Genomic DNA, 23,290 nt, shown 5'->3' with positions numbered 1-23,290 from the left:
CTTCGTCGCCATGAAGGCCGCGATGGGCGCGGCCGATCCGACAAGGAAAGCCGCGATGACCACCGATCATGACGACGATTTCGAACCGCACCACAGCGCATCCCCAACCGCCCAGGTCCTCCATGAACTTCAGCTCTATGGTTACCGCCCATTCCACGACGAACCCGATCCCCGGCCGCTTCCCGAAGCCAGCATCCTCGCGGGCAGCATCAACGACATCTTCGACGCTCTCGCGGCCGCGCTCTCGGACACGCGACTTGAGCCCGACCTCAAGGACCTCCTCTGGTCCACGGTAAATGTCTTCCATCGCGCGATCGAGCGGATCGAACGCGAGCTCGACGACAACGAACTGGCCCAGCAGCGTGCGCAGCGTGAACAGGATGGCAGCGAGGTCAAATCGGTCGAGCTCGAGCGACTGACCTCAGAAGGCCAGACCCTGCTTGAACGGCGCGACGCCTTCGAACTGATGCGCGACCAGGCCGCCGACCAGTTCGAACGCCACACGCACGCCACCTGGAAGCCGCGCAATGGATCGAAGGTGAACCACCGCAACCTTACCTCGGCAATGATCGACAGCCGGGATTTCCTCGCCGCCAAGAAGCGCGCGGACAACCAGGTGCTGCTCCCTGCCGGTCCCCGGGTGGCCCTGACGGGTGGACTGGATTTCAACGATCACCGTCTGATCTGGGCCAAACTCGACCAAGTGCACACGAAGCATCCGGACATGGTGCTGCTGCACGGCGGGTCGCCAAAGGGCACGGAACTGATCGCCGCTAAATGGGCCGACAGCCGCAAGGTGCCGCAGGTCGCGTTCAAGCCCGACTGGACGAAGCACGCCAAGGCGGCGCCGTTCAAGCGCAACGACGCGATCGTGGAGACTCTGCCGATCGGCGTCCTGCACTTCCCAGGCACCGGCATCCAGGACAATCTCGCCGACAAGGCGAAGAAGCTCGGCATCCCAGTGTGGCGGTTCGGCGGCGCGTAAGCGCCGCCAACATCATGGGTCCCTCAGTTTACCGCTCGAAATACCGCTCCCGGCCGACACCGGATTCAGCTATGCTCGCGACCGCGCCGTGGCGGTGGTGGAAGGCGCAAGCCGGTAGACCTTTATCTCTCGGAGCCCATCGCCATGATCGTTCTCGGACCGCTACTCGTCCTCCTGGCCATCGGCTTTTGCTGTTGGCTACTGTTCACGCTCGCTGTCTTCGCGCTGCCGCTATTCGTCGCCCTGAGCGTCGGTATCTGGTCATATCACACCGGCGCCGGCGTGCTCGGCGGTGTGCTGGCGGGCGTCGCCGTAGGCGGCGCGACATTCGGGGTTGGCCAATTCGTCCTTGGCCACGTCCGCTGGACCTGGCTGCGGCTGCTCATCATCATGGCCTTCGTCGCGCCTGCCGTCGCCGCAGGATATAGCGCCACGCACGGCATCGCTCAGATGGCGATGCCGTCGCCGACCTGGCAGACCATCTTCTCCGTCATCGGCGCGATTGCTGTCGGCGCGACGGCCTTCGTGCGCTTTACAGGCATTGCCGCTCCCGGATCGGCCGGGCAGGGCTTGGTGCGGGGCTGATCGCTGAGGCGAAGTGGGGCGTGACCAACTCTCCCTAGGTTTCCCCGCGCCTCGTCTCGAGGCCGAGGCAGACGAATGCGCGGTCCACCCATCCCTCAACCAGGCCCGCTTGTTGGTTCGTCCGAACGACACCTGCCGCAAACCCTTGAGCACGAGCCGACACGAAAGGCTTTGGTGCTGATGATCTTGAGCAGGTCTTGAGGACGCCATCTCCGTTCTAGCGCCTGCGGTGGACCAGATTTCCCAGCGCCCCGTACGTCGATCGCGAAGGCCTAGCTCCCCATGACGTTCTCCATTGATGCACCCTGGCCAAATCGAGCGCACCGAAGCGGCCTCTTCGATGGATTGATCTGGCCGAAGGCCGGCTAAAGCCTCGACCGCCTATGGCGCAACAGCCGCGTCGAACTTTCTTCCCCTGCCGGCTTTGCCGTCATTCCTCGCGCGACAAGAAAGCCCTCCTTAGCTGTCGAGCCCCTTCGGGGTGCGCCGTCGGTCGCCTCCGACCCTGCGATCACCATCGAGGCCGCAATGGTGCGGGCTCGAAACCAGGATCAAGGAGACCTACCATGGCCACCATCGGCACCTTCAAGAAGACCGCCTCGAACGAGTTCACCGGCGAAATCATCACCCTCTCGCTTCAAGCCAAGAACGTCCGCATCGTCCCCGAGACCAGCCGCTCCGGCGACAATGCCCCCAGCCACCGAGTCTATGTGGGCCGCGTCGAGATCGGCGCCGCATGGTCGAAGCGCTCCAACGAGGGCCGCGACTATCTGGGTCTGAAGCTGGACGATCCGAGCTTCACCGCTCCAATCTTTGCCAACCTCTTCGACGACGAAGAAGGCGAAGGCTACAGCCTGATCTGGTCGCGCCCCAACGGCCGCCGCAGCGCGGATTGACCCGCTCCGAATACCCCGCCCGGCCGGTCCGGGCGGGGTCTTTTTCAAAAGCGCAATGAACGGACATGCTTCCAGCACAGCCCCCCGTTTCTCACTGCCGACACGACGTCGATCAGCCCGGCCGGACCGGGGAGCGCGCCGGTCCACCCCTTGCGGCACAGCGATTCACTAATATACTAGGTGGCAATATATTAGGTGGACTGGCGATCTCACCGCATGAGCTTGCGGGAGATCGTCGCCGTTAATCTGCGAAGATTGAGACACGCGCGCAGCCTGTCTCAGGAGGAGCTTGCCGATCGTGCGGGCATCAATCGCAATTATGTCGGCATGCTCGAACGCGAGGAGCACGCCGCCACAGTCGATATGCTCGAGAAGCTTGCCGAGGTGCTGGACGCGGACCCCGCGGAATTCTTCCAGCGGCAGTCATAGCGATCGCGTAGCTCCCAGACACCCGCGGCCGCAACCCTGCCGATTTTCCGTGTCACGTGATGCACGTGGCGCATCACGGATCACCTTCTTCGGACCGTGGGACCTTGCGCGAATTCGCGGTAAATGAATTGTAACTGCGATACATCGATCTACGGGGGAAGATCGCAATGAGCGAGGCGTCGTTCCAAGACTGTCCGCCACTCACGGACCGCGTCAACACCTATGACGAAAGGCATTTGGCGGTCTACGTGCGACTGCTGATGGCCGACGAGGAGGGCGCGGATTGGCGCGAGGTTGTTCATGTGATCTTCGGGCTCAATCCGGCGACGGATCCTGACCGTGCCAAAGCGGTACATGACAGTCACTTGGCGCGCGCACGCTGGATGACCACGGAGGGATATCAGCACCTCTTAGAGCGGCGCACGCAATAAGTTGCGCCTGGCTACCGCACAACCTGTCGTCTCGCGCGATGCAACCATAGGGTCTATCGCCGCGGCCAAGATTCCCGATCGTCTACGCCGCCCGAAAGGGCGAGAACGAGAAGGAAAACGCCATGCCTACCGAGGATTGGCGCTCGCCGGAGACGATCGAACGCCTCAAGCGCCTCGAACGGCCCGGCTTCGCCGTCGAGTTTCTACGCCGTAACCCGGACTACCGTCGCGACTATCTGCAAACCGAACGCCTGATCGCGCGCCAGCTCCTCGAGCAGGAGCCCGCCTGGGCCGCGCTCGCGCGACGCTGGAGGTTGCAATTTCGCTCATGATCCCAGCCTGCCCGTCGTTCCGGGCGCAGTGCTCTGGCTTCCGGACGTCTCGCCTGCCACGCTGCTTCTCGACCCGGCGCCACCCGGATTTCAAGATGCGGTCGCGATAGATCCAACGCGCCTCGGCCCGGTCGCGGCCGACATCGCTGACGGCACAGAACGCGAAGTCGTGATCCTCGACGGCCAAGACGAACTCCACATTCGCCTGCGAACTCCGCAAAGCGTCGAACGTCCCGCCGTGCTGTTGCCGGTCGACTCCATGTTCGAACTTCGCCTCGAGGTCGCGCTGCGCTTCGTGCAGCGCATGCGTGGGAAGCGCGCGAAGCTGTTGCCGTCAGCACTCCGACTGACCGCCATGCAGAAGACCCGCCTGGTGCGGCTCCTCCACACCTTCGACATCCGCGATGCCGGCGGCGGCCCGCGTGACGTGGCTTTCGAAGTGTTGGATTCCAAACAAGCCCAGCTTCCCGCGATCGAATGGAAGGATTCGCACGCGCGGCGCGCTGCGAACCGGCTCATCCACGACGCCCTGGCCCTTGTCGAACGCGACTATCTGAAGCTCCTGCGCGGTCGCTGACCGACGCCGTTCCCCCTTATTCTGCTCCGCCAGGGGGACAACGCCTCCACAAAATCTTCGTCCACCCCCAACGCCTGAACTCTCCGCCACCGTGACCCCGACATGCCGCGACTTGGCTGCGGCGCTTCGAGGCAACACGGAGGTTACTCATGCCCGACAGGACCGCGCAGACCGCCACGCGCTACGTGCGCACCCATGAGGCGGCGCGGATGCTCGGCATCTCAGCGCGCACCCTGGAGAAGTATCGCTGCCACGGCAGCGGGCCCACGTTTCGCAAACTCGGCGGCCGGGTCGTCTATGCGGTTGACGATCTCGAAGCGTGGGCTGACCGCGCGGCGTGCACCTCGACGTCCGATCCTCGCTACGCCCAAGCCCGCGCAGCCGGGCACGGTCAGCGCTGAAGCGGGTGGTTTCCGTGTCATCCCGCGCCATCACTGCGAGCGAACGAAGCAAGCTTGAACCGTTCGTCGTCGCGACCGGCGACGCCAGCCCTCGCGATCAGCGCGACCTGATGGAACGGCCGTTCTTCTCCCTCGCCAAGACGCGGCGCACGATTCCGATCCTCTACGAAACCGGCGGCGTGCGCGTCGAAGTCTACGCAGTTCCCGAGCACGGCATGGCGACCATCTGGGATGCCGACGTCCTCATTTGGGCGGCGAGCCAGATCGTCGAGGCGGAGGACCTCGGCTTTAAGACCTCGCGATTTCTGCGCTTCACGCCCTACCAGCTTCTGACGGCGATCGGCCGCCAGACCGGCGCCCGCGATTACAAGCTCTTGAAGGGCGCGCTTGCGCGCCTGCAGTCGACCGTCGTCCGAACCTCCATCCGCAATGGAGAACATTGGCGCCGTCACCAGTTCTCTTGGATCAACGAATGGGCGGAGTGCACCACACGCGACGGTCGCGTCGAGGGCATGGAATTCGTCCTGCCCGACTGGTTCTATCGCGGCGTTATCGACCGGTCGCTCGTGCTGGCCATCGATCCCAGCTACTTCCGTCTGACCGGCGGTATTGAGCGCTGGCTATACCGCGTCGCGCGCAAACATGCCGGCCGTCAGCCCAAGGGCTGGCTCTTCGAGATCGCGCATCTTCACGAAAAGTCGGGAAGCATGGTGCGGGTCTCGGACTTCGCCCTCCAAATCCGGCGCCTCGCAGAGCGCCAGTCGCTGCCCGGCTATCGCCTGCACGTCGAACGCAGCGGACGGCGCGAGCTTCTCCGCATCCTGCCCGCACACTTGTCCCGGGTCCCTGTGGATGGCCCTGTGCATGCGGTCGGGACTTCGCACGCAAATACCATCGGGACTTCGCAAGCAGCCCCGTCGGGACTTCGCACGCACCAACCGCAACTAGCGCTCTGGCCTGAAACGACGATTCCAGGCCTTAACTTAGAGTCTAACTCAGACTCTAACTCTTGTTTTGGGGGTGTGCGCGCTGCGGAAAACCGAGCGGCGCAAGCCACGGCGATAACGCCACCGCTGCTCGACCGCAAGCCGGGAGGGGGGCGATGATCGTCGCCCTGCTCAACCAGAAAGGCGGCGTCGGCAAGACCACGCTTGCCCTCCATCTCGCCGGCGAGCTCGCGTTGCACGGCAAGCGCGTCACGCTGATCGATGCCGATCCACAAGGCTCGGCGCTCGACTGGTCGCAACAGCGCGCTCGCGAGAATGCATCCCGCCTGTTCGGTGTCGTCGGCCTGGCGCGCGACACCCTTCACCGCGAAGCCCCGGAACTGGCGCGCGGCAGCGATCATGTGGTGATCGACGGGCCGCCACGGATCGCCGGGCTGATGCGCTCGGCGCTGCTCGCCGCGGACCTCGTGCTCATTCCCGTACAACCGTCTCCGCTCGATGGCTGGGCATCCGCCGAAATGCTCGCGCTGTTGCGCGAAGCTCGGATCTATCGGCCGCAGCTTGCCGCGCGCTTCATCCTGAACCGGTGCGGCGCGCGCACCGTCATCGCGCGCGAAACCGCCAACACGCTGGCCGATCACGATCCGCCGGTCCTCGCCAGCACCATCGGCCAGCGGGTCGTCTTCGCCGACGCCGCGCAGTCCGGCCGTCTCGTCTTTGAGCTCGGCGAACAAACTGCCGCCGCACGTGAGGTCGCCGCGCTGGCTGCCGAAGTCTCGAGGATCGCATCATGAACGAGCGATCCCCGCGGCGCGGATTCGCCGCAAGGCCCAGCGACGCCGAGCGCTGGATCAAGACGCCGGAAGCGTCGCCGGCGCGAGCGACCGACGCCGCGGCGTTCACGGCGCGCCTGACCATCGACGTTACACCGAGCCAGCGGGGCCGGATCAAAGTCGCCGCCTTCCGGCGCGGGATCACCGTCGCCGACATGCTGCGCGAACTCCTCGCGCGCGAATTCCCTGCCGACGCCGGAGAACCCTCATGAACGACAACGAGCCAGCACCAACACGCGTGGTGCCGCCGTCGCATCGGCGCACCATCGCCCTCACCGAGGTCGAACTGACCTGGTTCGAGAACAAAATCGAACATTGGCTCCGCTTCGGACGGCGCGCCGACGAGAAGATCCTCGATCGCCGCCGCAGCGTCTCCAGCTTCCGGCCAAACAGCATCTTCGCATTCGTCCGCTGGGCCTCGAACGACTTCGGCACCGTCGTCTCGCGCATGGACATCGTCCGCGCGGTCGAGGCGGGCGAGCGCTATCAGACGCTGCCCTATGTGCGCCCAGGCGGCGAAATCCTGCTCCGCGTCGACAATTGGCCAAGGGTCGAGCGCGTCCTGCAGGCGATCGACGCCATCGAGGCCCTCGACATCGACCCTGCCGACGCCGCGCCCGAGTATTGGCGCCACCTCAGCAATCGGCTCGCGGCGGGGCATGAGCCCAGACCCTATACGCGCGAGCAGCACGCAGCGTGGTTGAAGCGCCGGAGGGTCATCCTATGAGCCCCTTCGGCCGCGTCATCACGACATACCTAGCGGTCCTTGCGGCCGGCGCGTTCGCGATCATTCGGCCCGCGCCGCGGCTCATCTGGAACGCCACCGCCAGCACGCCAACTGGCCTTTACCGGCTGGCGCAGGCGGGCCCACTCCACGCGCTCGAGCTGGTAGTCGTGCGGCCGCCCGACGCAATCGCGCGCCTGCTTTCGGACCGGGGCTACCTGCCGATTGGCGTGCCGCTTCTGAAGCACGTCATGGCGCTCCCGGGTCAGACCGTCTGCCGCGTTGGCGACGCGGTCACGGTCGATGGCGTGCCGGTCGGCACCGCGCACGACCTCGACCATCTCGGACGGCCGCTGCCACGTTGGAGCGGCTGCGACACCCTGCGGCCGGACCAAATCTTCCTGATGAACCCGACCGTGCCGGACAGCCTGGACGGCCGCTACTTCGGTCCGCTCCCCATCACCTCGATCGTCGCCCGCGCGATCCCGCTCTGGACCGACGAGGAAGGCGACGGCCGCTTCGTCTGGCGCGCCGCCACCCAATGATCCGCTTCCCAACCGCCAACAAAGGAGATTTCCATGGCGCAGATAGGTCAATTCACCCGCGATCAATCCGGCTTCAGCGGGCGGATACAGACGCTCTTCTTCTACCGTGACCTTTCCCTCGTTCCGGCGGAATCCTCCGATGCCGAGAATGCGCCGGACTACCGCATCCACCTCGGCGACGGCGAGGGTCCGGAGATCGGCGCGGGCTGGACGCGCACCGGCGAGAAGGCCGGCGAATATATCTCGCTCGTCATCGACGATCCGGCGCTGGCGCAACCGATCCGGGCCAACCTCTTCCAGTCGGGCGACGACAAGTCCGCTTGGGTGCTGAGCTGGAACCGTCCGCCGAAGCGCGGCGAGCGAGCCTGAGGCCATGCGCCGCGCGCTAATCCTGCTTGCGATCCTGCCGGACCTCGGCATGCCAACCGCGTCCGCGCTTGCGCAACCGGTGCCGCCTGCGGTGCAGGCGGCCCCCGAGCCGTACGCCGCTTTGATCGCCGAGGCGGCGCAGCGCTTCGCCATTTCGGCGGCGTGGCTGCGCGCGATCATGCGTACCGAGAGTCGAGGCGACCGGCGCGCCGTCTCGCGCAAGGGGGCGCTCGGACTGATGCAGCTCATGCCCGAGACCTGGGCGGCGCTTCGCATACGCTACGGCCTCGGGCGCGACCCGTTCGATCCGCACGACAACATCCTGGCGGGCACCGCATTCCTCCGCGAAATGCTCGATCGCTACGGTTCCCCGGGGTTTCTTGCTGCGTATAACGCGGGGCCGCGACGGTACGAAGCTTACCGTGATCGGCACCGTCCGCTCCCGCCGGAGACGGTCGCGTACGTGGCAGCCCTCGTCTCGTTTGTCGGGGGCGGCACCATCGATGAATCCGCCATTCCGACAGCGGCCGATCCGCCGTCATGGGCCCGGGCGCCGCTCTTCATCGCGCGCCGGACAAGCGCAGACGCGGTCGATTCCACAACACCCAAACCGTCGGCGACGAATAACGGCGCTGACGTTTCAGTGCGCGACGTCTCGGCGATCGAGCCGCAGGCGCGCGGCCTGTTCGTGCGGGTGTTAGTCGGGGGGCCGAAGTCATGACGGCCGCCCCATCGTGCGGTCCTTCTTGGTCTTCCCGGCCGTCCGCCTGCACGATCGGCGTCGATGACGGCTCTACCGTCAGCAAGCGGTGTCGGCATCCGACGAAGCTTCTGCACTTCGCAGCCGGGCGTCATGTGGCGAGCTCACGAGAAAAGGAAAGCACGAAGGGGGTAGCCGCGCGAAAAACAACCGACCGAGGGCGAGATAAAAGGCCGCAAGGTGCGGCTCGGTCGGTCGGTTGTTTTTGCTGGAATTTTTCTGCGGCCAAGCAATGTGCGGCCATGAGGCGCAATGTGCGCCGGCCCCGCATTCCTTTGTTGAAGCTGGCGTTTGCGCACATTGTAGAGGCTGGCGATGGCTGACGAGACCGAATTCCAGCCGCGTCCCGGCCGCATCCGATCAACCCGCGCGCAACGCGCGAAGCCGTTCGTCGCCCAAGCCCTCGCGGCCGCGCAGCGCGCGGGCGGCGGGGTTTCTCGCCAGGGCTTGCTGCGCAGCGGCCGGGGCTCTGCCTTTGGCCGTGGCCGCGTCGCCAGCGTGCGCGCCAATCGCTTGCTCACCGCCCGATCGCGGCTGGTCACCGTCAAGACCCGCGTGGTTCGCCATTCAGGGCGCGGCGCGCCGCTCGGCGCCCATCTTACTTACCTGCGGCGCGAGGGGGTGACCCGGGACGGGGAGAAGGCGAGGCTGTTCGGGCCGGAGACGGATGAGGTGGATCCCAATGCCTTCGCCGCCCGGTGCCAGAACGATCGGCATCATTTCCGTTTCATCGTCTCGCCCGAGGACGCGCCGGATATGGCCGACCTCAAGGGCTTCGCCCGGGAGCTGGTGGGGCAGATCGAGAAGGATCTCGGGAGCAAGCTCGATTGGGTCGCCGTCGACCACTGGAACACGCAGCATCCCCATGTGCACATCCTCGTGCGCGGCGTCACCGACGACGGGCAGGACCTCGTCATCTCCCGCGACTACATCAAGGAGGGCATGCGGGCCCGCGCCCAGGACTTGGTCACTCAGGAACTGGGGTTGCGCAGCGATCTCGACATCCGTCGCGCGCTGGAGCGCCAGGTCGAAGCGGAGCGCTGGACGCAGCTCGATCGCCAGCTGGCGCGCGACGCCGATCGCCACGGCGTCATCGACGTCGCACCAGATGCGGGCCGCCAGCCTGATCCATTCGAAGCGCTGAAGGTCGGTCGCTTACGGCGCCTGGAGAGCCTCGGCCTCGCCCACCACGCCGGCTCGGGCCAGTGGACGCTCGATCCATCCGCCGAGGCCGCACTGCGTGAACTCGGCGAGCGCGGCGATATCATTAAGCGCATCCACCGCAGCTTGACCGAGCGAGGCATCGAACGCGCCGCCGCCGGCTATGTCCTTTCAGGCGAGAGCCTCGACGTGCCAATCGTCGGCAGGCTAGTAGATCGCGGGCTTGACGACGAACTCAAGGGCACGGCCTACGCGGTCGTTGATGGCGTCGACGGACGCACGCACCACATCAAATTTCCCGACCTCGACGCCGCAGGCGACAGCGCTCCTGGCTCCATTGTCGAGCTGCGCAAGTTCGACGACGCGCAAGGACGCCGCCATGTCGCGCTCGCGGTCCGATCCGACCTCACGATCGAGGCGCAGATCACCGCCAGCGGCGCCACTTGGCTCGATCGCCAAGCCGTCGCGCGCGATCCGGTGGCGCTCGGCCAGGCAGGTTTCGCCGCCGAGGTCCGCGAGGCGATGGAGCGCCGGGCCGACCAACTTGTCGAACAGGGGTTGGCCGAGCGCCAGCCGCGCGGTCCGGTGTTCGCCCAGGGCCTCGTCGACACGCTCCGACGCCGGGAAGTTGAAGCGCTCGGTGAGCGCCTCGCTGCCGAAACAGGCCAATCGTTCAACGCAGCAGCGGCCGGCGAGTATGTGGCCGGAACCTACCGGCGACGGCTGGCGCTCGCGTCGGGCCGCTTTGCGATGATCGACGACGGCCTGGGCTTCCAGCTCGTGCCCTGGACACCGTCCCTCGAAAAGCAGCTCGGCCGACACGTATCCGGGGTCGCCCGCCGCGACGGCGGCGTCGATTGGGATTTTGGCCGTAAGCAGGGGCTCGGCTTGTGATCAACCTCTCCCACCCACTTTCTCAGCAAGGGACCTCTATGTCGGCGACCAAGATCCTCTGGGGTCAAGTCATCACCGTCTTCGGAATCGTGCTTCTGACCATTTGGAGCGCGACCGAATGGACGGCTTGGCGGCTCGGGTTTCAGCCGCAGCTCGGGCATCCCTGGTTCGAGCTTCTGCATTTCCCTTTCTATCCGCCGCCGGCCTTCTTCTGGTGGTGGTTCGCCTACGACGCCTATGCGCCATCGATCTTCGTCGAAGGGGCTTACATCGCCGCATCCGGCGGCATCATCGCTGCGGCCGTCGCGATCGGCATGTCGGTCTGGCGCGCGCGGGAAGCCAAGAACGCCGAGACCTACGGATCGGCCCGCTGGGCGCAGCTTCAGGAGATCGAACGCGCGGGGTTGCTCGGACCTGATGGCGTAGTGCTGGGGCACTATCATAGCGACTATCTGCGCCACGATGGCCCGGAGCATGTCCTGTGCTTCGCGCCGACCCGTTCGGGTAAAGGCGTCGGACTGGTGATCCCGTCGCTTCTGACCTGGCCGGGATCGGCCATCGTCCATGACATAAAGGGCGAGAACTGGCAGCTGACCGCCGGCTTCCGCGCGAAGCTCGGCCGTGTCCTCTTATTCGATCCCACCAATCCGAAGTCGTCAGCCTACAATCCGCTGCTCGAGGTCCGCCGCGGCGAATGGGAGGTGCGCGATGTCCAGAACATAGCCGACATCCTGGTCGATCCAGAGGGTAGCCTGGAAAAGCGAAACCATTGGGAGAAAACCAGCCACGCGCTCCTCGTCGGTGCGATCCTCCACGTCCTTTACGCGGAGGCAGACAAGACGCTCGCCGGCGTCGCGTCGTTCCTTTCCGATCCCAAGCGGCCGATCGAATCCACGCTCGCCGCGATGATGCGTACGCCGCATCTCGGAGAAGCCGGCGTGCATCCCGTCGTCGCCTCCGCCGCGCGGGAGCTGCTGAACAAATCCGGCAACGAGCGGTCCGGCGTGCTGAGCACCGCCATGTCCTTCCTCGGTCTCTACCGCGATCCCGTCGTCGCTGAAGTGACGCGGCGTTGTGACTGGCGGATCGACGACATCGTCAAGGGCGAACGGCCGGCGACGCTCTACCTCGTCGTGCCGCCTTCCGACATCAACAGGACCAAGCCACTCATCCGCCTCATCCTGAACCAGATCGGACGCCGGCTTACCGAAGACCTGCAGGCGAAGGCGGGACGGCGCCGGCTGCTCCTGATGCTGGACGAATTCCCGGCGCTCGGACGGCTCGACTTCTTCGAGAGCGCGCTGGCCTTCATGGCGGGCTACGGCATCAAGAGCTTTTTGATCGCGCAGTCGCTGAACCAGATCGAGAAAGCCTATGGACCCAACAACTCGATCCTCGACAATTGCCACGTGCGCGTGAGTTTCGCGACCAATGACGAGCGCACGGCCAAACGCGTTAGCGATGCGCTCGGCACCGCCACCGAAATGAAGGCGATGAAGAACTATGCCGGCAGCCGGCTGTCGCCCTGGCTTGGACATCTGATGGTCTCACGATCCGAAACGCCGCGCGCGCTTCTGACCCCGGGAGAGATCATGCAACTGCCGCCCAGCGACGAGATCGTCATGGTGTCCGGCCTACATCCGATCCGCGCAAAGAAGGCGCGCTACTATGAGGACGCGCGCCTGAAGGAACGCATTCTCCCTCCGCCAATGCCGTCGCGTGCGAAGCAGGGCCAAGCCGACGATTGGAGTACGCGGCCCTTGCCGCCACGCCCGTCACCGGGGACCACGCGGGATGGGGAGGACGAGGCCGGGGAGAGCGAAGACGAGGATCCGAAGAATGCGGATCGGCGTCGTCAGCCCGAACTGAACTCGGGCACCGTCGAGAAGAAGGCGCCGATCGATGATGAGTTCGCACTCGATCCGACCGACGAGCACGAGGAGGACGCGCCACGTGTCGGCCGGATGAACGACCTGATGCAAGGCCTCGCCCGCCAGGCTTCGCTCGACCCTGACGACGATCTCGGACTGTGAGGCGACCATGCCGACGCAAAAGAAGAAGGCGCAGATCTCCGTCTACCTCGATCCGGATGTGATGCGCTCGCTCTCGGCTTACGCGGCGCGGCGAGATCAACCGATGTCGCTGATCGCCGAAGCGGCCATCGCCTCGTTCCTCTCGCCGGATGCAGACGAGCGACGCGAGGCCGCCGTCGCCAAGCGGCTCGACCAGCAGGACCGCCGGCTCGCGCGCCTGGAGCGCGACGTCGGTATCGCCCTCGAAACCCTCGCCCTCTTCATACGCTTCTGGCTCACGACGACGCCGGCATTGCCGGAGCCGGCGGCAAAGGCCGCGCGGGCCCAAGCCGGAGCGCGATATGACAACTTCGTCGCCGCGCTTGGACGTCGTCTCAGCCAAGGACCCAGGCTCAGGCAAGAGATACCCGACGACGTCGAGGATTCTGCGACTCGCTCCTCGGATGCGAGCTCCGACGGCCCATGAAGCGCCGATGTTCCGCCAGAAGCATCAAAACCGATTTTGCCCCGGGTAAGTATTTTTTCTCTACGCTACGCCCTTGCGCTACGCCGCCTGATTACTTGTTGAATCGCCCTATTTGTTGCCTTCTCTACTCGTCCCCGTCGCTGATCGCGTCTTGCGGTCGGCCACTGACGGGGCACGAACGTGGCGATTACTCCACTTCATTCTGAGGCGTCCTCACGCGGTGCACGCATGTTGCGCACCGCGCTCGGGCCCGCAATTGCCGGGTTCCTCGAAGATCCGTCGATCGTCGAGGTGATGCTCAATCCGGACGGCCGGTTGTGGGTCGATCGGCTCTCCGGCGGCCTTGAGGACAGTGGCCGGACTCTCTCCGCCGCCGACGGCGAACGCATCGTGCGCCTGGTGGCCCACCACATCGGCGCCGAGGTTCATGCGGAAAAGCCGCGGGTTTCGGCCGAGCTGCCCGAAACGGGAGAGCGCTTCGAAGGTCTCCTGCCGCCAGTCGTCGCTGCCCCGACCTTCGCGATCCGCAAGCCGGCAGTCGCCGTCTTCACGCTCGACGACTATGTCGCTGCGGGCATCATGACCGCGGGCCAAGCTGCCACGCTCAAGACCTCCGTCGAAGGCCGCAAGAACATCCTGGTCGCGGGCGGCACCTCGACCGGCAAAACAACGCTCACCAACGCGCTGCTGGCGGAAATTGCCGGCACCGCTGATCGTGTGGTGCTGATCGAGGACACCCGCGAACTCCAGTGCCGCGCGCCAAACCTGGTCGCGCTCCGCACCAAGGACGGCGTCGCTTCGCTGTCAGACCTAGTGCGCTCTTCGCTCCGACTGCGCCCGGACCGCATTCCGATCGGCGAAGTGCGCGGCGCCGAGGCGCTCGATCTCCTGAAGGCCTGGGGCACCGGCCATCCGGGCGGCATCGGCACCATCCATGCCGGCACCGCGCTCGGCGCGCTGCGCCGGCTCGAACAGCTCATTCAGGAAGCCGTCGTCACCGTCCCCAAGGCACTCATCGCTGAGACCATCGATCTCGTCGCGGTGCTGCGCGGGCGCGGCAGCGAACGCCGCCTCTCCGAACTCGCATCCGTCGCCGGTCTTGATCCCGCCACCGGCGACTACCGCGTCCAGTCCGCCGGGGCGGGCGGCGAAACCCCAAACCCCGGAGATCTCGCATGATCCGTGTCCTGGCAATCGCCCGCAATTTCAGCCGCCGGTTCGGCGAACTGGTCGCCCTGACTACGCTCAGTTTGTGGTTCGCCCCTGCCGCCTACGCCTCCGGCTCCTCGATGCCGTGGGAGACTCCTCTGAACTCGATCCTGGAGTCGGTGCAGGGCCCGGTCGCCAAGATCATCTCGGTGATCATCATTACCGTCACCGGCCTCACGCTCGCCTTCGGCGACACATCCGGCGGTTTCCGCCGTCTGATCCAGATCGTATTCGGCCTGTCGATCGCCTTCGCGGCGTCGAGCTTCTTCCTGTCCTTCTTCTCGTTCTCGGGCGGAGCGCTGGTCTGATGGTCGCGATCGTCGACCCCGACGTGCCCGGCTTCTTCGCGCCGGTTCACCGTGCGCTCACCGACCCCATCCTCATGGGCGGCGCGCCGCGGGCTGTCGCGATCGCCAATGGCACACTCGCCGCGGCGATCGCGCTCGGCCTGCGGCTCTGGATTCCGGGCGCCCTCATCTGGGCGGTCGGTCATGCCGCGGCGGTCTGGGCCGCCAAACGCGACCCACAATTCGTCGACGTCGTCCGCCGCCACCTCCGCTACCCCGCGCACTTTGGCGTGTGAGGCACAGATGCTGAACCTCGCCGAATATCGCTCTCGCCCCGCGGTCCTCGCCGACTTTCTGCCCTGGGCCGCGCTCGTTGAGCAGGGTGTCATCCTCAACAAGGATGGTTCGTTCCAGCGCACGGCTCGCTTCCGCGGGCCCGATCTCGATAGCGCCACCCCGGCCGAGCTGGTCGGCGTCACCGCCCGCCTCAACAACGCGCTCCGCCGTCTCGGTTCCGGCTGGGCGATCTTCGTCGAAGCGCAACGGGTCGCCGCCCAGACCTATCCGCACTCGATTTTTCCAGACCCAGCTTCGGCTTTGGTCGACCTCGAACGGCAGGATGCCTTCGAAGAGGCGGGAACGCATTTCGAGAGCCGCTACTATTTGACCTTCGTCTGGCTGCCGCCGGCGCAGGAAGCATCCCGCATCGAGGGCTGGCTCTATGAGGGGCGCGCGCAAACGGGTGTCGATCCTTGGGAGCTCCTGCATGGCTTCATCGATCGCACCAACCGCGTCCTGCAGCTGGTCGAGGGATTCATGCCCGAAGTGGCGTGGCTCGATGACGGCGACACCCTGAGCTACCTGCACTCGACCGTTTCGACTCGCCAGCAGCGCGTGCGCGTCCCCGAGACGCCGATGCACCTCGACGCGCTGCTGGCCGACGAGCCACTTGCCGGCGGCCTCGAACCGCGCCTCGGCGCCCACCACCTGCGCACGCTGACCGTCATTGGTTTTCCGTCCGCGACCCATCCCGGCATCCTCGACGAACTGAACCGTCTCGCGTTCCCGTATCGCTGGTCAACCCGCGCGATCCTGCTCGACAAGGCGGAAGCAGTGAAACTGCTGACCAAAATCCGGCGTCAGTGGTTTGCGAAGCGCAAGTCCATCGCCGCCATCGTCAAGGAGGTGATGACCAACGAATCCTCGGCGCTGGTCGATTCGGATGCCGCGAACAAAGCCGCCGACGCCGACATGGCGTTGCAGGAGCTGGGCTCAGACGATGTCGGTCAGGCCTACGTCACCGCGACGGTCACAGTCTGGGACGAGGACGCAGGTCTCGCGGCCGAGAAGCTCCGGCTCATCGAAAAGGTGATCCAGGGTCGGGACTTCACCTGCATGCCGGAAGGGGTGAACGCACTCGAAGCGTGGCTCGGCAGTCTCCCTGGCCACGCCTACGCGAATGTCCGCCAGCCGCCGGTCTCGACACTGAACCTAGCGCATATGATCCCGCTGTCGGCGGTTTGGGCGGGCCCCGCCGGAGACGAACATTTCCAGGCGCCGCCGCTGCTCTTCGGGAAGACCGAGGGGTCGACGCCGTTCCGACTTAGCCTGCACGTCGGCGACGTCGGTCACACGCTGGTCGTAGGTCCTACAGGCGCGGGCAAGTCCGTGCTGCTCGCGCTGATGGCGATGCAATTCCGCCGCTATCACAACAGCCAGATCTTCGCCTTCGACTTTGGCGGCTCAATCCGCGCCGCGGCAATGGCCATGGGCGGCGACTGGCATGACCTCGGCGGCAACCTGTCCGCGGGCTCTGAGCAGTCTGTCTCGCTTCAGCCCCTCGCGCGGATCGACGACCAGGTCGAGCGCGCCTGGGCGGCGGATTGGATCACCGCGATTCTGTCGAAAGAGCGCGTGAGCATCGATCCCACCGTGAAGGAACACGTCTGGTCGGCTCTGACATCGCTGGCGTCTTCGCCAGTCGGCGAGCGCACGATTACCGGCTTGGCGGTCTTGCTGCAATCAACCGCGCTGAAGCAGGCCCTCCAACCCTATTGCGTTGGCGGTCCCTCCGGCCGGCTGCTCGATGCCGAGACCGAGCAGATCGGGTCCGCTTCTGTTCAGGCCTTCGAGACGGAGGGGCTGATTGGCGCAGGCGCGGCACCGGCGGTGCTGACTTATCTCTTCCATCGCATCGAGGGGCGCCTCGACGGTCGGCCCACGCTGCTGATCATCGACGAAGGCTGGCTCGTGCTAGATGATCCGGCCTTCGCGCAGCAGCTGCGCGAATGGTTGAAGACGCTGCGCAAGAAGAACGCATCGGTCGTCTTCGCGACCCAGTCCCTCTCCGACATCGACGGCAGCAACATCGCGCCCGCCATCGTCGAGAGCTGCCCGACCCGTATCTTCCTGCCGAACGAGCGCGCGATCGAACCGCAGATCACGGCGATCTATCGCCGCTTCGGCCTCAACGACCGGCAGATCGAGATCCTCGCGCGCGCCACGCCCAAGCGCGATTACTACTGCCAGTCGCGGCGCGGCAATCGCCTGTTCGAGCTGGGGCTAGGCCCGGTCGCGCTCGCCTTCTGCGCCGCATCGTCCAAAGCCGACCATGCCGCCATCGAGCGCGTGATCGCAGACCAGGGCGGCGAGTCCTTCGCCACCGCTTGGCTCGCCGCCCATGAACTTCTCTGGGCCGCCGACCTCATTCCCGGGCTCATCAATCTGGAGAAACTGCCATGATCAAACTGCGCTCTCTCGCGACCGCGACCGCGAGCGCCATCGCGCTCGCCCTTTGCCTTTCCGCCGCTCCCGCCTCTGCACAATTCACCGTCTACGACCCGACTAACTTCAGCCAGAACGTTCTGACGGCCGCGCGGGAGTTGCAGCAGGTCAACAACCAGATCCAGATGCTGACCAACCAAGCCACGTCGCTGGTCAACCAGGCGCGCAACCTCGCGAACCTGCCGATGTCGACCTTAACTCAGCTCCAGTCGTCGATCGCCCAGACGCAGTCGCTCTTGAGCCAGGCACAGAATATCGCCTTCAACGTCCAGCGCATCGAGCAGGCCTTCTCGACGAGCTACGGCGCGGCCGCTGGATCAGGATCGACGACCGCGATGGTCGCGAACGCGCAGGCCCGTTGGCAGAATTCGGTCGCCGCCTTCGAGGACAGCCTGAAGGTTCAGGCCGGCGTTGTCGGAAACATGCCCGCCAACTCCAGCGCCATGAGCTCGCTGGTCTCGGCGAGCCAGAACGCCACGGGCGCGCTGCAGGCAGCCCAAGCCGGGAACCAGCTGCTCGCGTTGCAATCCCAGCAGCTCTCGGACTTGGTCGCGGTCATCTCCGCGAAAAGCCGCGCTGACGCGCTCGAGCAAGCGCGGGCCGCGTCGGCCGAGGCCCAGGGCCAGCAGAACTACAAGACCTTCGCGACGCGCAGCGGCTACCAGCCGGGCAACGTCACCATGTTCAGCGGCCATTGAGTCGCCGGCGATGCTGGGACGGTCGGAAATCTTCCGCGGTGTCGCGATCCTCGCGCTGATCGCGATCGTGATCGTGAGCCTTGTTCTGGCCAACCGGCGCCCAACCGGTCCAATGGCCGAACAGTCTCCCGCCGCGCCGACCCCAGCGTCCGACACCCTCTCGGCCGAGCTCCGTCGCTGCGGCGCGCTCGGCCCCCAGGACGCCGAAGATCCGCACTGCGTCGCGGTCTGGGAGGAGAACCGCCAGCGCTTCTTCGGCCGGCCGGCGCGACCTCTGCCGCCACAAACGCCCCCGGGCGCGGTTGCGCCGGCCACCCCTTCTGCAGGAGAGGCGCGATGAACAACGTCGGCGTCATCGATACCTTCCTCAACACCTTCACGACCTACATCGATTCCGGCTTCGGCCTGATCAAGGGCGAGGTGGGCTACCTGTCCTCAACGCTGATCGTCATCGACATCACACTGGCGGGCCTCTTCTGGGCCTGGGGCGCCGATGAGGACATCCTCCAGAGGCTGGTCAAGAAGACGCTCTATATCGGTTTCTTCGCCTTCATCATCACCAACTTCAACAATCTCTCCGCCATCGTCTTCAACAGCTTCGCCGGACTCGGCCTGAAAGCGGGCGGCTCTTCGATCTCGACGGCCGACTTCCTGCGGCCCGGAAAGCTCGCCCAGGTCGGGCTCGATGCGGGTCAGCCGCTGCTCGACGCGGCGAGCCAGATGATGGGCTTCACCAGCTTCTTCGCGAACTTCGTTCAGATCGCCGTGCTGATGGTGTCGTGGCTCCTGGTCCTGATCGCCTTCTTCATTCTCGCGGTGCAGCTCTTCGTTACGCTGATCGAGTTCAAGCTGACGACGCTCGCCGGCTTCATCCTCATCCCCTTCGCGCTGTTCAACAAGACCGCCTTCCTCGCCGAAAAGGTGCTCGGCAACATCGTCGCGTCCGGCGTGAAGGTGATGGTGCTCGCGGTCATCGTCGGAATCGGCACAGGCCTGTTCGCGCAATTCACGCAGACCTATGCTGGCGGGCAGCCGACGATTGAACAGGCGCTCTCGGTCGTCCTCGCCGCGCTCGCGATGCTGGGCCTCGGCATCTTCGGCCCCGGCATCGCCACTGGCCTCGTATCCGGCGCGCCGCAGCTCGGCGCAGGCGCAGCCGTCGGCACCGGGCTCGCGGTGGCGGGAACGGCCATGGCGGGCGCTGGCGGACTTGGCCTGGCCGGGAGGGGTGCGATGGCCGCGGCCTCAGGCGCGGCTGCAGCCGCTCGCGGCGGCGCGGCGATGGCCGGCGGTGCCTCGTCCGCCTACAGCCTCGCTTCAGCCGGTCGGTCCGGTGCCTCCGGTGTCGCCGCCGGGCTCGGCGGCGTGGCACGGGCTGCCGCTGCGTCCGCGGCGGGTCCGATGCAACGCGCAGGAAGCCGTGCTGCTGGCTCCATGAGTGAAAGCTTCAAAGCCGGTGCGCGCTCGAGCTTTGCCGCGACCGGCGGTGCGTCGACCGAGGGCACGATCGGCGAAGCCGGCAGCGCCGCGTCACCGGTTCCCGCCGGCGAAAGCTCCGGCGCCTCGAACCCGCCGGCCTGGGCCGAGCGAATGAAGCGCGATCAGGCGCTGAGCCACGGCGCGCAGGCGGCCGTCCAGGCCCTCAGATCCGGCGACAGCCATGGCGGCGGTCACTCCGTCGACCTCTCGGGAGGAGAATGACAATGGCGATCTTTCGTCGCTCAACCGTGCGCTACGGCCGCACGCCCGAACCCGAAACGCCTTACCAGCGGGCCGCACAGGCCTGGGACGAACGCATCGGGTCCGCACGCGTTCAGGCCAAGAACTGGCGGCTCATGGCCTTCGGTTCGCTTGCGCTCTCAATGGGTCTGGCCGGCGGCCTGGTCTGGCAATCGACCCATGGCAGCATCGTGCCCTGGGTCGTGCAGGTCGACAAGCTCGGCCAGGCGCAAGCTGTTGCGCCCGCCACAGCGGACTATTCTCCGAGCGATCCGCAGATCGCCTGGTACCTGGCGCACTTCATCCAGATGGTCCGCTCGCTTCCGGCCGATCCGATCATCGTCCGGCAGAATTGGCTGCAGGCCTACGACTTCACCACGACCTCCGGTTCGCAGGCGCTCAACGACTACGCACGCGCCAACGACCCGTTTGCCAAGCTCGGCAAGCAGCAGATCGCGATCGATGTCTCGAGCGTCATCCGCGCTTCGCCTTCGAGCTTCCGGGTCGAATGGGTCGAGCGTCGCTATCAAGACGGGGCGCTCGCCGAGACCTCGCGCTGGACCGCCATCCTCACCGTCGCGATCCAATCGCCGACTTCCGCCGACGTGGTCCGCAAGAACCCGCTCGGTATCTACGTCACCGCCATCAACTGGTCGAAGGAGCTGGGACAATGAACCCGCCGATTTCCATGGAAGCCGGCGCTCCGGCTTCGCGCATCTCAACATCTCAGTCGCACCGGGAAGGAGGGGCTGCGGCTTTCCGTAAAGCCGCTATTGCGGTCTTGCTGATGTCGACAACCGTGCTCGGCGGCTGTGCCCACAAGTTCATCCCGCCCGATATCAACTATGACAGCGCCACGCCGGCGAAACTTACCGTCGATCCGCCAGCACCCATCAAGATCGTCGAGCTGCCAAAGCCGTTGCCCTTGCCGGGGCAGCTCAAACCGCTCGACCCTTCGAAATCAGCGCCCGAAGCGCCCGATCCCGCCGTGCGCGTCAATCAGGCCAACGCGGCCGCACGCGTACAGCCCGTGCGGAACGGCTTCATCAACGCGGTGCAGATCTATCCCTTCTCGGGGGGCGCCCTCTACCAGGTCTATACCGCGCCCGGCGAGATCACCGACGTCGCGCTGCAGGAAGGGGAGCAGCTGGTGGGCTCGGGCCCGGTCGCCGCCGGCGACACCGTGCGCTGGATCATCGGCGATACCGAGAGCGGCGCCGGCGCGACGAAGAAGGTCCATATCCTGGTCAAGCCCACGCGGCCGGACCTCGTCACCAATCTCGTGATCAACACCGATCGCAGGACGTATCTGCTCGAGCTCCGCTCGACGGAGAAGACCTACATGGCGTCGGTGTCCTGGCAGTATGCCGAGGATCAGCTGATCGCGCTGCGACGGCAGAACACGGCGGCCGAGGAAGCGGCGCCCATCGCCACCGGCGTGGACCTCGCTTCGATCAACTTCCGCTACGCCATCGAGGGCGACGGTCCGGCCTGGCGGCCGCTCCGCGCGTTCGATGACGGCCACAAGGTCTTCATCGAATTCCCGTCCGGCATCCGGCAAGGAGAGATGCCGCCACTGTTCGTGATCGGGCCGGCGGGCGGTTCTGAGCTCGTGAACTACCGCGTAAAGGGCAACTACTACATCGTCGATCGCCTCTTCGCCGCCGCCGAGTTGCGTCTTGGCGACAAGGACAGCGAGCGCCGCGTTCGGATCGTTCGCGCCGACGGAAGGCCGCGGTCATGATCGACGCACCGGACGAGCAAACCCGGCCTCCGATCGAACCACGGACGCCGCCGGACCTTCGTCTGCGGGGCGAGTACCCGCGCGTCACCCGCCTGTCGCGGAAGGTTCTGATCAGTCTCGGCGCCGTATCCGCGCTCGCTATCGCCGGCGCGCTCGGGTATGCGCTTCAGACTCGCAATAAGACCCAGAACAGCCAAGAATTGCTTTCTACGCAGAACCGCCCATCTGCTGAAGGCCTGGTCGGACTACCGAGGGACTATACCGGCCTGCCGCGCCAGGCGCCCCCACTTGGACCGCCGCTGCCCGGCGATCTCGGCAAGCCGATCCTCAACGCGGGAGCCACACCGAACGCCATCGCGCCCACGACATCTCCTGATCCCGAAACGCAGCGCCGTGCACAAGAAATCGAGGCTGCGCGCCTCAGCCGTCTCTTTGCTCCGACCAATCAGAAGCCGCAACCAATAGGGCTCGCGACGTCAGCGGCTGATGCTCCGGCAGCAGCGGGGCCGACGGCGGCGGCGCCCATCGACGCAGGCGCCGCGCAGAACATGCAGGACCGCAAAACAGCGTTCCTGAACGCATCGACCGACAAGCGCACGGTCAGCCCTGATCGGCTTGCGCTGAAGGCCTCACCGTATGTGGTGCAGGCGGGCACGGTCATCCCCGCCGCGCTGATCACGGGTATCCGTTCGGATCTGCCTGGCCAGATCACCGCGCAGGTGACAGAAGCGGTCTACGACAGCCCCACCGGCAGATATCTACTGATCCCGCAGGGCGCAAAGCTCATCGGCCAGTACGACAGCTCCGTTGCGTTCGGCCAGAGCCGAGTTCTCCTCGTTTGGACCCGGATCATCATGCCCGACGGCGCTTCAATCGTTCTCGAGCGCCAGCCGGGCGCCGACACGCAGGGCAATGCCGGTCTCGAGGACGAGGTCGACAACCATTGGGGCATGTTGTTCAAGGCCGCCGTCCTCTCCACCCTGCTCAGCGTCGGCGCGGAGGCGGGCACAAGCCAGGACGAGAACAACCTCGTCCAGGCGATCCGTAGCGGCGCTTCAAACAGCATCAGCCAGACCGGCCAGCAGATCGTCCAGCGCCAGCTCAACATCCAGCCGACGCTGACCATCCGACCTGGCTTTCCGGTGCGCGTCATCGTCACGCGCGATCTGGTGCTTGCGCCGTTCCGCGAAGGAGGAAAGCCGTGACCAAGCTCAAGCTCGGCGCGATCGAGGATGACAAGCCGGTCAAGCTTACCGTCGAACTGCCGGCTCAGGTCCACCGCGATCTACTCGCCTACGGACAAGTCCTGGGGCAAGAGACCGGACAATCCGCCATCGAGCCTGCGAAGCTCATCCCACCGATGTTGACCCGGTTCATGTCGACTGACCGCGGTTTTGCAAAGGCGCGAAAGCGGCCCACCATTCGGCAAACGCCATAGGCGTTCCACCCCAAACAGGAGCCTTTTGAAGGCCGGCAGGCTT

At 65.8% G+C, this 23,290-nt stretch carries 29 protein-coding genes; all 29 read left to right on the top strand.

Annotated features, from left to right (window positions below):
- Positions 1-55 precede the first annotated feature (55 nt).
- The 29 genes from ACVW17_RS06425 (at position 56) to ACVW17_RS06285 (ending at position 23,247) form a co-directional block, all read left to right on the top strand.
- The gene (locus ACVW17_RS06425; RefSeq protein ID WP_456796930.1) at positions 56-985 is read left to right on the top strand and encodes a DUF2493 domain-containing protein; all 930 of its coding nucleotides are present in this window, start codon (positions 56-58) and stop codon (positions 983-985) included.
- Between the two features lie 144 nt (positions 986-1,129).
- The gene (locus tag ACVW17_RS06420) at positions 1,130-1,570 is read left to right on the top strand and encodes a hypothetical protein (protein ID WP_456796929.1); all 441 of its coding nucleotides are present in this window, start codon (positions 1,130-1,132) and stop codon (positions 1,568-1,570) included.
- A 566-nt stretch (positions 1,571-2,136) separates the two neighbouring features.
- Positions 2,137-2,466 (top strand): DUF736 domain-containing protein, encoded by a 330-nt coding sequence (locus ACVW17_RS06415; protein WP_456796928.1) that lies wholly within the window; start codon positions 2,137-2,139, stop codon positions 2,464-2,466.
- 216 nt (positions 2,467-2,682) lie between these two features.
- Positions 2,683-2,895 (top strand): helix-turn-helix domain-containing protein, encoded by a 213-nt coding sequence (locus ACVW17_RS06410; RefSeq protein WP_456796927.1) that lies wholly within the window; start codon positions 2,683-2,685, stop codon positions 2,893-2,895.
- A 167-nt stretch (positions 2,896-3,062) separates the two neighbouring features.
- Positions 3,063-3,326, top strand: a complete 264-nt coding sequence (locus ACVW17_RS06405; RefSeq protein WP_456796926.1) for a DUF2285 domain-containing protein — start codon at positions 3,063-3,065, stop codon at positions 3,324-3,326.
- Positions 3,327-3,448: 122 nt separating this feature from the next.
- Positions 3,449-3,658, top strand: coding sequence for a transcriptional regulator domain-containing protein (locus ACVW17_RS06400; protein WP_456796925.1), 210 nt, complete (start codon positions 3,449-3,451; stop codon positions 3,656-3,658).
- 28 nt (positions 3,659-3,686) lie between these two features.
- Positions 3,687-4,235 carry a DUF2285 domain-containing protein gene (locus ACVW17_RS06395; RefSeq protein ID WP_456796924.1) on the top strand — a complete coding sequence of 183 codons (549 nt, stop codon included), beginning with the start codon at positions 3,687-3,689 and terminating at the stop codon, positions 4,233-4,235.
- A gap of 149 nt (positions 4,236-4,384) precedes the next feature.
- Positions 4,385-4,636, top strand: a complete 252-nt coding sequence (locus ACVW17_RS06390) for a helix-turn-helix transcriptional regulator (protein WP_456796923.1) — start codon at positions 4,385-4,387, stop codon at positions 4,634-4,636.
- A gap of 14 nt (positions 4,637-4,650) precedes the next feature.
- A complete protein-coding gene (locus tag ACVW17_RS06385; RefSeq protein WP_456796922.1) occupies positions 4,651-5,742 on the top strand; it encodes a replication initiator protein A in 1,092 nt (363 codons plus the stop codon).
- Complete coding sequence (parA, locus tag ACVW17_RS06380) at positions 5,739-6,377, top strand: ParA family partition ATPase (protein WP_456796921.1); 639 nt, start codon at positions 5,739-5,741, stop codon at positions 6,375-6,377. The genes ACVW17_RS06385 and parA overlap by 4 nt, the downstream gene beginning before the upstream one ends.
- The gene (locus ACVW17_RS06375; RefSeq protein WP_456796920.1) at positions 6,374-6,628 is read left to right on the top strand and encodes a ribbon-helix-helix protein; all 255 of its coding nucleotides are present in this window, start codon (positions 6,374-6,376) and stop codon (positions 6,626-6,628) included. The genes parA and ACVW17_RS06375 overlap by 4 nt, the downstream gene beginning before the upstream one ends.
- Positions 6,625-7,143, top strand: a complete 519-nt coding sequence (locus ACVW17_RS06370) for a DUF2840 domain-containing protein (RefSeq protein ID WP_456796919.1) — start codon at positions 6,625-6,627, stop codon at positions 7,141-7,143. The genes ACVW17_RS06375 and ACVW17_RS06370 overlap by 4 nt, the downstream gene beginning before the upstream one ends.
- Positions 7,140-7,685 (top strand): S26 family signal peptidase, encoded by a 546-nt coding sequence (locus ACVW17_RS06365; RefSeq protein ID WP_456796918.1) that lies wholly within the window; start codon positions 7,140-7,142, stop codon positions 7,683-7,685. Before ACVW17_RS06370 ends, ACVW17_RS06365 begins: the two co-directional genes overlap by 4 nt.
- A 33-nt stretch (positions 7,686-7,718) precedes the next feature.
- Positions 7,719-8,054, top strand: coding sequence for a DUF736 domain-containing protein (locus tag ACVW17_RS06360; RefSeq protein ID WP_456796917.1), 336 nt, complete (start codon positions 7,719-7,721; stop codon positions 8,052-8,054).
- 4 nt (positions 8,055-8,058) lie between these two features.
- Positions 8,059-8,775, top strand: a complete 717-nt coding sequence (locus ACVW17_RS06355) for a lytic transglycosylase domain-containing protein (protein ID WP_456796916.1) — start codon at positions 8,059-8,061, stop codon at positions 8,773-8,775.
- A gap of 354 nt (positions 8,776-9,129) precedes the next feature.
- Complete coding sequence (locus tag ACVW17_RS06350; RefSeq protein ID WP_456796915.1) at positions 9,130-10,869, top strand: relaxase/mobilization nuclease domain-containing protein; 1,740 nt, start codon at positions 9,130-9,132, stop codon at positions 10,867-10,869.
- Positions 10,870-10,907: 38 nt separating this feature from the next.
- Positions 10,908-12,902: a conjugal transfer protein TraG gene (locus ACVW17_RS06345; protein WP_456796914.1), complete on the top strand. Its 1,995-nt coding sequence runs from the start codon at positions 10,908-10,910 to the stop codon at positions 12,900-12,902.
- 7 nt (positions 12,903-12,909) lie between these two features.
- Positions 12,910-13,368 (top strand): CopG family transcriptional regulator, encoded by a 459-nt coding sequence (locus tag ACVW17_RS06340; RefSeq protein ID WP_456796913.1) that lies wholly within the window; start codon positions 12,910-12,912, stop codon positions 13,366-13,368.
- 228 nt (positions 13,369-13,596) lie between these two features.
- Positions 13,597-14,547, top strand: a complete 951-nt coding sequence (trbB, locus tag ACVW17_RS06335) for a P-type conjugative transfer ATPase TrbB (RefSeq protein WP_456796912.1) — start codon at positions 13,597-13,599, stop codon at positions 14,545-14,547.
- Positions 14,544-14,885, top strand: coding sequence for a TrbC/VirB2 family protein (locus ACVW17_RS06330; RefSeq protein ID WP_456796911.1), 342 nt, complete (start codon positions 14,544-14,546; stop codon positions 14,883-14,885). The genes trbB and ACVW17_RS06330 overlap by 4 nt, the downstream gene beginning before the upstream one ends.
- Complete coding sequence (locus ACVW17_RS06325) at positions 14,885-15,160, top strand: VirB3 family type IV secretion system protein (protein ID WP_456796910.1); 276 nt, start codon at positions 14,885-14,887, stop codon at positions 15,158-15,160. The genes ACVW17_RS06330 and ACVW17_RS06325 overlap by 1 nt, the downstream gene beginning before the upstream one ends.
- 7 nt (positions 15,161-15,167) lie before the next feature.
- A complete protein-coding gene (gene trbE, locus ACVW17_RS06320) occupies positions 15,168-17,606 on the top strand; it encodes a conjugal transfer protein TrbE (RefSeq protein WP_456796909.1) in 2,439 nt (812 codons plus the stop codon).
- The gene (gene trbJ, locus ACVW17_RS06315; RefSeq protein WP_456796908.1) at positions 17,603-18,346 is read left to right on the top strand and encodes a P-type conjugative transfer protein TrbJ; all 744 of its coding nucleotides are present in this window, start codon (positions 17,603-17,605) and stop codon (positions 18,344-18,346) included. The genes trbE and trbJ overlap by 4 nt, the downstream gene beginning before the upstream one ends.
- Positions 18,347-18,356: 10 nt before the next feature.
- Positions 18,357-18,686: a putative entry exclusion protein TrbK-alt gene (trbK-alt, locus tag ACVW17_RS06310; RefSeq protein ID WP_456796907.1), complete on the top strand. Its 330-nt coding sequence runs from the start codon at positions 18,357-18,359 to the stop codon at positions 18,684-18,686.
- Positions 18,683-20,047, top strand: a complete 1,365-nt coding sequence (gene trbL, locus ACVW17_RS06305; RefSeq protein WP_456796906.1) for a P-type conjugative transfer protein TrbL — start codon at positions 18,683-18,685, stop codon at positions 20,045-20,047. Before trbK-alt ends, trbL begins: the two co-directional genes overlap by 4 nt.
- Before the next feature lie 2 nt (positions 20,048-20,049).
- The gene (gene trbF / locus ACVW17_RS06300; protein ID WP_456796905.1) at positions 20,050-20,739 is read left to right on the top strand and encodes a conjugal transfer protein TrbF; all 690 of its coding nucleotides are present in this window, start codon (positions 20,050-20,052) and stop codon (positions 20,737-20,739) included.
- Positions 20,736-21,809 carry a P-type conjugative transfer protein TrbG gene (gene trbG / locus ACVW17_RS06295; protein ID WP_456796904.1) on the top strand — a complete coding sequence of 358 codons (1,074 nt, stop codon included), beginning with the start codon at positions 20,736-20,738 and terminating at the stop codon, positions 21,807-21,809. The genes trbF and trbG overlap by 4 nt, the downstream gene beginning before the upstream one ends.
- Positions 21,806-23,014, top strand: a complete 1,209-nt coding sequence (locus ACVW17_RS06290) for a TrbI/VirB10 family protein (RefSeq protein WP_456796903.1) — start codon at positions 21,806-21,808, stop codon at positions 23,012-23,014. The genes trbG and ACVW17_RS06290 overlap by 4 nt, the downstream gene beginning before the upstream one ends.
- Positions 23,011-23,247, top strand: coding sequence for a DUF2274 domain-containing protein (locus ACVW17_RS06285; RefSeq protein ID WP_456796902.1), 237 nt, complete (start codon positions 23,011-23,013; stop codon positions 23,245-23,247). The genes ACVW17_RS06290 and ACVW17_RS06285 overlap by 4 nt, the downstream gene beginning before the upstream one ends.
- Positions 23,248-23,290 lie beyond the last annotated feature (43 nt).

The organism is Bradyrhizobium sp. USDA 4473 (genome assembly GCF_054063335.1).
Note: the sequence above shows the minus strand (reverse complement) of the source record. Positions and strands in the feature narration are given on the sequence as shown.